This is a genomic window from Methylobacterium sp. GXS13 (assembly GCF_001455965.1).
In the GTDB taxonomy this organism is placed as follows: domain Bacteria; phylum Pseudomonadota; class Alphaproteobacteria; order Rhizobiales; family Beijerinckiaceae; genus Methylobacterium.
Map to the genome: position 1 here is coordinate 98,978 of NZ_LKKO01000021.1, position 7,821 is coordinate 106,798.

General features: G+C 69.9%; 9 protein-coding genes. 8 read left to right on the top strand and 1 reads right to left on the bottom strand.

The window, feature by feature from the left end:
- Positions 1–39 precede the first annotated feature (39 nt).
- Both AO398_RS07055 and AO398_RS07060 read left to right on the top strand, forming a co-directional pair.
- Positions 40–1,095 (top strand): catalase family peroxidase, encoded by a 1,056-nt coding sequence (locus AO398_RS07055; RefSeq protein ID WP_058191305.1) that lies wholly within the window; start codon positions 40–42, stop codon positions 1,093–1,095.
- On the top strand, positions 1,092–1,652 hold the full coding sequence (locus AO398_RS07060) for a cytochrome b (protein WP_058191306.1): 561 nt from the start codon (positions 1,092–1,094) through the stop codon (positions 1,650–1,652). Before AO398_RS07055 ends, AO398_RS07060 begins: the two co-directional genes overlap by 4 nt.
- Positions 1,653–1,680: 28 nt before the next feature.
- Here the strand turns inward: AO398_RS07060 and AO398_RS07065 are convergent, their stop codons facing one another.
- Positions 1,681–2,058: a PH domain-containing protein gene (locus AO398_RS07065; protein ID WP_058191307.1), complete on the bottom strand. Its 378-nt coding sequence runs from the start codon at positions 2,056–2,058 to the stop codon at positions 1,681–1,683.
- A 288-nt stretch (positions 2,059–2,346) separates the two neighbouring features.
- Between AO398_RS07065 and AO398_RS07070 the strand changes: the two genes are divergently transcribed.
- The 6 genes from AO398_RS07070 to AO398_RS07095 form a co-directional block, all read left to right on the top strand.
- Positions 2,347–3,150 (top strand): FTR1 family protein, encoded by an 804-nt coding sequence (locus tag AO398_RS07070; protein ID WP_058191308.1) that lies wholly within the window; start codon positions 2,347–2,349, stop codon positions 3,148–3,150.
- Between the two features lie 254 nt (positions 3,151–3,404).
- Entirely contained in the window at positions 3,405–4,619 is a 1,215-nt protein-coding gene (locus tag AO398_RS07075; protein ID WP_058191309.1) for an ABC transporter substrate-binding protein, read from the top strand.
- A 51-nt stretch (positions 4,620–4,670) separates the two neighbouring features.
- Positions 4,671–5,429, top strand: a complete 759-nt coding sequence (locus tag AO398_RS07080) for an SDR family oxidoreductase (RefSeq protein ID WP_058191310.1) — start codon at positions 4,671–4,673, stop codon at positions 5,427–5,429.
- A 234-nt stretch (positions 5,430–5,663) separates the two neighbouring features.
- Complete coding sequence (locus tag AO398_RS07085) at positions 5,664–6,620, top strand: GlxA family transcriptional regulator (protein ID WP_058191311.1); 957 nt, start codon at positions 5,664–5,666, stop codon at positions 6,618–6,620.
- A 149-nt stretch (positions 6,621–6,769) separates the two neighbouring features.
- Positions 6,770–7,216: a (2Fe-2S)-binding protein gene (locus AO398_RS07090; RefSeq protein WP_058191312.1), complete on the top strand. Its 447-nt coding sequence runs from the start codon at positions 6,770–6,772 to the stop codon at positions 7,214–7,216.
- 10 nt (positions 7,217–7,226) lie between these two features.
- On the top strand, positions 7,227–7,821 hold a 595-nt coding region (locus AO398_RS07095; RefSeq protein WP_244498691.1), incomplete at its 3' end, for a molybdopterin cofactor-binding domain-containing protein.

Here is a 7,821-nt window from a genome sequence, read left to right on the forward strand (position 1 = left end):
CGCGGCCGGTGCCGGGCGATGTCCAAGGGAGACCCGCGCATGCCGCTTCCTCCGTCGGGGCCGCGCTCGACCCTGGCCTCGCTCGCCGTCATCGCCGCCATCTGCGCCGGCGCGATTGGCGCGCTCGCCTACACAGCGGGCTGGCTCTCGCCGGACCGCCTGACGTCGACGAAGCTCGTCGACGCCCTCGCGCCGTCGAACGGGCCGGTTCCCGGGTATCGGCGCAACCACGCCAAGGGGATCTGCTTCACGGGCGTGTTCGAAGCCAACGGCAACGGTGCCGCGCTCTCGCGGGCCCGGGCCTTCCAGACCGGGCGCCATCCCGCCCTGGGGCGGTTCAACCTCGGCACCCCCGATCCCGGCGCGCCGGACGCCACCGTCCGGGTGCGGGGCCTCGGCCTGCAGATCACGGCGGAGGACGGCGCGGTGTGGCGCACCGCCATGATCAACGCGCCGGTCTTCCCGGTCTCCAGCCCGGAGGCCTTCTACGCCCTGCTGCGGGTGCCCGCGAGCAAGGCGCCGAACGCGATGGCGGCCTTCGTCGCCGCGCATCCGGAATTCGCCCCGTTCGGCGCCTGGGCCAAGAGCCCCGACTGGACCGCGAGCTACGCGCAGGAGCCCTACAACGGTCTCAACGCCTTCCTGCTCATCAACGCGTCCGGCGCCGAGCAGGCGGTGCGCTGGTCCTTCCGTCCGCAGGCGCAGGCCGAGCGGATCACGCCCGGGGACCTCGCCAAACGGGGCGAGGCCTATCTGGAGCGGGAGATCATCGAGCGGGTCGCGGCCGCGCCGCAGCGCTGGAGCCTGATCCTCACCGTCGCCGAGCCCGGCGACCCGACCGCGGATCCGAGCCGCGCCTGGCCGGAGGGACGGCGCAGCGTCGAGGCCGGCATCCTGGTGGTCGAGCGCATCGAGCCCGAGGCGGACGGCCCGTGCCGCGACGTCAACTTCGACCCGACGATCCTGCCGGACGGCATCCGGGTCTCCGACGACCCGTTCCCGGCGGCGCGCTCGGCGGCCTACGCGCGATCCTACGATCTGCGCACCGCGGAGGCGAAGGACTATCCTAGGTCCGCAGCGGAGGCGCCACGATGACAGCCGACGGGAAGCACTTCACCGGCGTCCAAAGGTTCCTGCACTGGTCGATGGCGGCGTGCATCATCGCGATGTTCTTCATCGGGGTCGGCATGGTCTCGACGATCATGCCGAAATACGTGCCGCTGCTGGCGACCCATAAGACGCCGGGCGTGGCGATCTTCGTCCTCGCCCTCGTCCGCCTGGCGGTGCGGGCGCGAAGCGGGGCGCCGCCCCTGCCGGCGGACCTCACCGCCCCGAAGAAGCTCGCCGCACACCTGTCCCATTACGGGCTCTACGGGCTCATGGTCGCGATGCCGCTGCTCGGCTGGGCGATGCTGTCGGCCGGCGCCTACCCGGTCGTGCTCTACGGCGACATCCGTCTGCCCGCGATCCTACCGCAGAACGCCGCCCTCCATACGCTGCTCTGGAACGCGCATTCCTACCTCGCCTTCGCGTTCTTCGCGCTGGTCCTGACCCATGTCGCGGCGGCGCTGTTCCACGCCCTGGTGCGCCGGGACGGCGTGTTCGCGGCGATGGCCCCCGTCGGATCGCGGAGCGGCGCGGCGCCCCGATGAGCTGGCGTCCATCGTTCGGGGCCAGGCTCTAGCGCAGCACGCCCTCCGCCAGGGCGCGCTGGATGCCGCGCACGTCGGCGCCCTTCTTCAGGGTGCGCTCGATCGGTTGCGGCGTGCCCAAAACCCAGATCTTGAGCTCGGCATCGAGGTCGAAGGTGCCGGCCGTCTCCACCGAGAAGCGGACGATCGCCCGGTAGGGAATCGAGGTGAACGCGACCTTGCTGCCGGTGACGCCCTGCACGTCGATCAGGATGATCCGGCGTTCCGTGAAGACGAACACGTCGCGGATGATCTTGAACGCCAGGCGCGCCGTCTCGCCATCGATCAGGATGCCGGCAAGCCGCCGCTCGAGCGATGCGGCATCGACCTCGGTGCCGTGGCCCAGCAATCCGTCCAAGAGTCCCATGCCCACCGCTCGCCGTCGCCCGCTTCGGGCGGCAGCATGCCGACCGGGCTCCGCTTCGGCAACCGGACCGGCGCTGCCGTCAAGCGGCGGGGGCATATCCGGCGAGGAAACCAGGTCGGCGCGCAGGACTGCGGGGCGCCCGCACCGATCGGCCAGGGCATGGCCGCCCACGGACATCATGGTCCGGATCACATTGGATTGTTTCAAATTCCAATGAGCAGCCCCGGGCATTGAGATCGATCCCGAACAGTTGTTCACTGCAGATCGACGAGTCGCAGGGGATTTTTCATGACCGATGGGTCGACGTTCATTCAGGCTTTCACGATCCTGTTCCGGGAAGGTCTTGAGGCCTTGTTGGTGGTTGCTGCGCTCGCTGCCCTTTTACGGCGCGCCGACGCGGCCCACCGGATCATGCCCATCTATCTCGGCGCAGGCACTGCCGTTCTCGCCAGTCTCGCCATGGCGTGGGTGTTCGAAGCTTATTTCGACGGCAATCACAACGACCTGATCGAAGCCGGGGTCATGCTGCTGGCCGCCGGACTTATGTTCTACATGAGCGGCTGGCTGTTCCTGCGGCAGGATCCCAAATCCTGGCAGGCGGAACTCAACCGGTTGGCCGGCCGGGCGCTTGGGACGGGCACCATCCTGTCTCTAGCCGGCATCGCCTTCCTGGCGGTGTTTCGGGAGGGGGCGGAGACGGTGCTGTTCCTGCATGCCCTGGCCAGGACCGCCGGCGGCTGGGACGGGGCGCTGCTCAGCGGCCTCGGCGCCGCCGCGCTGGCCCTCGTGGCCCTGTATGGGGCGATGCAATGGCTGGCGCTGCGCTTGCCGCTGCGGCCCATCTTCGTCCTGACCTCGGCCTTCCTGTTCGTGATGGGGCTGAGGCTCGTCGGGGCCGCGATCCAGGAGTTCCAGGAGCAGGCGCTGGTCTCGGTGCACGATGACGGCGTGCCGGCTGCCGTCGGCGATCTCGGCTTCAACGGCAGCTGGGAGGCCCTGAGCATACAGGGCGTCCTCGTCCTGATCGCTGTCGCCGGCCTGCTGGTTCTGCGAAGCCGTCGAACCGAACTGAAAGCTGTCACGAGCAGCTGAGGGTCGATCCGATCCGCACCGACGGTGACCCGATGGAGTTGGCCCGTGGGTTCGAGCCGGCAGGACAGGTCAGCCGCCCTGCTCGGCATCCCGCCTGGGGCGGCGGGCGGCCCATGGCGCGTTGCTTTGCGTGAAAGTCGCCGGGCAGATGTGCCGTTTACAGGTCTCGATCCGCGCGATCAGTCTTGACGCTGGGTTGTATGCCGTGCCCTCGTGACATCCATAACAAAGATTCACCGCGGGGGAATCGTGTCATGGCGCTGGTCCGCAACTGCGTCGTCTCCGCTGCGATCGTTTACGCTGCCACGATCGGGGCGGCTGCGGCCCAGTCGATCAACGTGAAGGTCGGCGTCCTCAACGACATGTCCGGAGTCTATTCCGATACCGGCGGGCCGGGTTCGGTCGTCGCCGCCCAGCTTGCGATCGAGGACTTCGCCAAGATCCACCCGGATGTGCGGGTTGAGGTGGTGTCCGCCGACCACCAGAACAAGCCCGATGTCGGCGCCGCGATCGCCCGCCAATGGTACGACCGCGAGGGCGTCGACGCGATTCTCGACGTGCCGACTTCCTCGGTGGCGCTCGCGGTGAGCCAGGTTACGCGCGACAAGAACAAGATCTTCATCGATTCCGGCGCCGGCACCACAGACCTGACCGGCAAGGCCTGCTCGCCCAACACGATCCAGTGGACCTACGACACCTATGCCCTGGCGCATGGGACGGCCGGTGCACTGCTCAAGCGCGGGGGCACGACCTGGTATTTCCTGACCGCCGACTATGCGTTCGGAATCTCGCTGCAGAACGAGGCCAGTGCGGTGGTCGAGACGGGCGGGGGCCGCGTCCTCGGTGCCGCCAAAGTGCCCTTTCCCGCCACGGATTTCTCCTCGTTCCTGCTCCAGGCGCAGGCTTCGCAGGCGAAGGTCATCGGGCTCGCCAATGCGGGCGGCGACACCATCAACGCCGTCAAGCAGGCGCATGAGTTCGGCCTCACCGAAAGCGGGCAGACGCTCGCCGCCCTGCTCGTCTACGCCGTCGACGTCCATTCGCTCGGCCTGCAGACGGCCCGCGGCCTGGTGCTCACCGAGGCGTTCTACTGGGATCTCAACCCGGGCACGCGCGCCTTCTCGGAACGCTTCGCGCGCCGCCACAGCGGCAGCATGCCGACGATGAACCAAGCTGGCGTCTATGCCGGGTTGCTCCACTACCTCAAGGCGGTCGCCGCGACGCGATCGAAGGACGCGCAGACGACGATGGCCTGGATGAAGGCCAACCCGACGGACGACCCGCTGTTCGGCCGGGGCTCGGTGCGGGCCGATGGCCGGAAGCTGCACCCGATGTATCTGTTCGAGGTCAAGGCACCCGCAGAATCGAAGGGCGAGTGGGACCTGTACAAGCTCCTCGACACCATACCCGCCGAGCAGGCGTTCCGCCCCCTCGCCGACGGCGGCTGTCCGTTGATCGGCAAGGGATAGTGGGGATCGCAGCCTGCCCCGCATGCAGGAGAGTCGAGAGGGAGCCGCCACATGCTGCGCGATATCGAGGGGCAGGTCGCCTGGGTGACCGGGGCCGGATCCGGCATCGGCCAGGCCGCATCGGTGGCCCTCGCGCGGGCCGGGGTTCGGCTGGCGCTCACAGGACGCGGGCACGACGCTCTGGAACGGACTGCGGACCGCGTTCGCGCGGCGGGCGGTGAGGCCCTGGTGGTTCCAGCCGACACGAGTCAGGCCGACGCCGTGCAGCGCGCCTGGGATGCGGTCCACACGGCCTATCGGCGTTGCGACATCCTGGTGAACGCCGCAGGTCTCAATGTGCGCGAGCGGAGCTGGCGGGAGATCTCGCCGGCCGCCATCGATGCCGTGATCGGCGTGGATCTGAACGGCCCGTTCTATACCTCCCGGGCCGTGCTGCCGACGATGCGGGCGCAGCACGGCGGTCTGATCATCCAGGTCTCCTCGTGGGCCGGACGCTACGTCTCGAAGCTGACGGGACCAGCCTATTCCGCGGCCAAGCACGGTCTCATGGCCCTCTCCGAAAGCCTGAACCAGGAGGAATGCGGACACGGCATCCGCTCCTGCTGCATCTGCCCGGGCGAGGTCGCCACCCCCATCCTCGACAAGCGGCCCGTGCCTGTCACCGCGGAGGACAAAGGACGCATGCTGCAATCGGAGGATCTCGCCGAGACGATCCTGTTCGTCGCGCGACTTCCCTCGACCGTTTGCGTCAACGAGATCCTGATCAGTCCGACTTGGAACCGCGGCTATCTGGAAGGCATCAAGCTCTGAGGCGGTTGGAACCGAACCTCGGGCCGTCCTCCGCGCCGCCGGGGCACTCGATCCGCGCGCTCCCTGAGCAAGTGTCGCCCCGCACCCCGTCATGTACCCTGTCTGCGCGGCGGATGATCCGTATCCGGTCGGGAAACCGCACCGCGCATCGCAGGATGTGCTGTGGTGGTTCGCGTCGATCCGAAGGAATGCTAAGACAACCACCGATATCGGGCCGGAGCGGAGCGGCTATCCATGGCAACGGCCCGTCGCATCGGCCTCGTCCTCTGCCCCGATTTCGATTTCATGGGCCTGGCCGTGACCTCGCCGTTCGAGATGGCGAATTGGTACGCCGGCGAGCGGCTCTATGACGTCCGCCTCCAGTCGGAACAGGGCGGCTGGCTCCGAGCCGGCCTGGGCGGCGCCGTCGCCACCGAGCCGCTGGCCGAGCCGGAGGCCTTCGACACGATCCTGGTCGCGGCTGGCGTCGGCATCCCGACGACGGCGCCAGGACTCGCCGCCTATGTCCGTGCCGCCGCGCAATCGACGCGCCGGCTCGCCGGCCTGTGCCTGGGGGCCTTCATCCTGGCCGATGCCGGCCTGCTCGACGGGCGGCGCGCCACGACCCACTGGTACTTCGCGTCCCAGTTCCGCGCGCGCTATCCCAGCTGCAAGCTCGACGTCGACAAGATCTACATCGCCGACGACAACATTTGGACCTCCGCGGGCATGTCGGCGGCCATCGATCTCGCGGTCGGCATGGTCGAGCGCGACCACGGCCGGGATCTCGCCACCGCGGTGGCCCGCGGGCTGGTCATGGAGCGGCGCCGGTCCGGCGGCCAGGCGCAACGCTCGGCCCTGCTTGAGGTCGACCCGCCCGCCGATCGGATCCAGAGCGTTCTGGCCTACGCGCGCCACAACCTGCGCAAGCCCCTGACCGCCGAGGACCTGGCGGCGGTGGCCTGCCTGAGCCCGCGGCAACTGACGCGGCTGTTCCGCGCCGAGACCGGGACCTCGCCGGCCAAGGCCGTCGAGACGATCCGGGTCGAGGCGGCCAAGCTGATGCTGGAGGAGAGCCGGCTGCCCCTGGAGGCGATCGCCCAGGAGGTCGGCTTCGCCAACCGCGAGCGGATGCGCCGGTCGTTCCTCCGGGTCTACGGCGCGGTCCCCCGGCGGATCCGCCAAGCCGCGGGGCCCCTCGCCGTCATGTGAGGCGGCGCGACGCTGCCGCGCCCAGGCCCGGCGTCCGTGCCCGGCGCCCAGCCCCGTGTCCGAAAACGTGGCCTTTATGGCGTAGGCGGCTCTCGTCGTCGTGCGTAAGCATGGCGCGGGGCATTGCCGATATTCGGACGGACACAATCATGGTGAACCTGACGATCAACGGTCGCCAGCATACAATCGATGCCGAGCCCGATACGCCATTACTGTTCGTGCTGCGCGATACGCTCGGCCTGACCGGCACCAAGTACGGGTGCGGCATCGGCCAATGCGGCGCCTGCACGGTGCTGCTCGACGGCCAGGCGACGCGCTCCTGCCAGGTCCCGATCGAGAGCGTCGGCACGCAGCCGGTCGCGACGATCGAGGCGGTCGAGCAGGACGCGGTCGGCCGGAAGGTCGTCGCGGCCTGGGTGGCGCTGCAGGTGCCCCAATGCGGCTATTGCCAGTCGGGCCAGGTCATGGCGGCGACCGCCCTGCTGCAGCAGACGCCGCGCCTCACCGATGCCGACATCGCCGACGCGATGACCAACCTGTGCCGCTGCGGGACCTACAACGCCATCGCCGCCGCCGTGCGGCAGGCTGCAGCTTGAGGAGACCGGCATGGACCCGCTTCTCGCACCGGCCCGCGCGGACGCCGTGACCGTGGTCGAACCCCCCGGGGCGTCGCGACGCGGCTTCCTCGCGGCCGCCGGCAGCGCCCTGGTGCTCAGCGTGGCCCTGTCGGGCCGCAGCGCCCGCGCCTCGGCGAAGGGGCCCGCGGAGGGGGCGGGCGCGATCGCGCCCAAGCCCGGCACCCGGGTCGCCGCCTTCCTGGAGATCCACCCGGACGGCACCGTCAAGCTGCTTAGCCCGTTCGTCGAAGGCGGCCAGGGCATCGCCACCGGCATGGCGCAGATCGTCGGCGAGGAGCTCGACGTGCCGCCCGCGCGCTTCGTCGTGGAATGCGCGCCGCCGGGCCCCGACTACGCCGTGGTGAACGGCCTGCGCATGACCGGCGGCAGCTTCTCGACCCGGTCGAGTTACGCGGTCATGCGCCGGCTCGGCGCGACCGCCCGCGACATGCTGATCCGCGCCGCCGCGGCCCGGCTCAAGGGTCAGGGAGCCGCGCCCCCCCCCCGCCCCGGGGGCGTGACCCCCCCGCCGCCCCGCCGGGCGCCGCCCCCCCGCGCCGTGGCGGCCGACGCCCCCCTGCCGG

Excerpts from the sequence above, each read along its gene's own strand:
- AO398_RS07090 (WP_058191312.1), top strand. The coding sequence starts at position 6,770 with ATGGTGAACCTGACGATCAACGGTCGCCAGCATACAATCGATGCCGAG.
- AO398_RS07060 (WP_058191306.1), top strand. The coding sequence starts at position 1,092 with ATGACAGCCGACGGGAAGCACTTCACCGGCGTCCAAAGGTTCCTGCAC.
- AO398_RS07070 (WP_058191308.1), top strand. The coding sequence starts at position 2,347 with ATGACCGATGGGTCGACGTTCATTCAGGCTTTCACGATCCTGTTCCGG.
- AO398_RS07075 (WP_058191309.1), top strand. The coding sequence starts at position 3,405 with ATGGCGCTGGTCCGCAACTGCGTCGTCTCCGCTGCGATCGTTTACGCT.
- AO398_RS07065 (WP_058191307.1), bottom strand. The coding sequence starts at position 2,058 with ATGGGACTCTTGGACGGATTGCTGGGCCACGGCACCGAGGTCGATGCC.
- AO398_RS07055 (WP_058191305.1), top strand. The coding sequence starts at position 40 with ATGCCGCTTCCTCCGTCGGGGCCGCGCTCGACCCTGGCCTCGCTCGCC.
- AO398_RS07085 (WP_058191311.1), top strand. The coding sequence starts at position 5,664 with ATGGCAACGGCCCGTCGCATCGGCCTCGTCCTCTGCCCCGATTTCGAT.
- AO398_RS07080 (WP_058191310.1), top strand. The coding sequence starts at position 4,671 with ATGCTGCGCGATATCGAGGGGCAGGTCGCCTGGGTGACCGGGGCCGGA.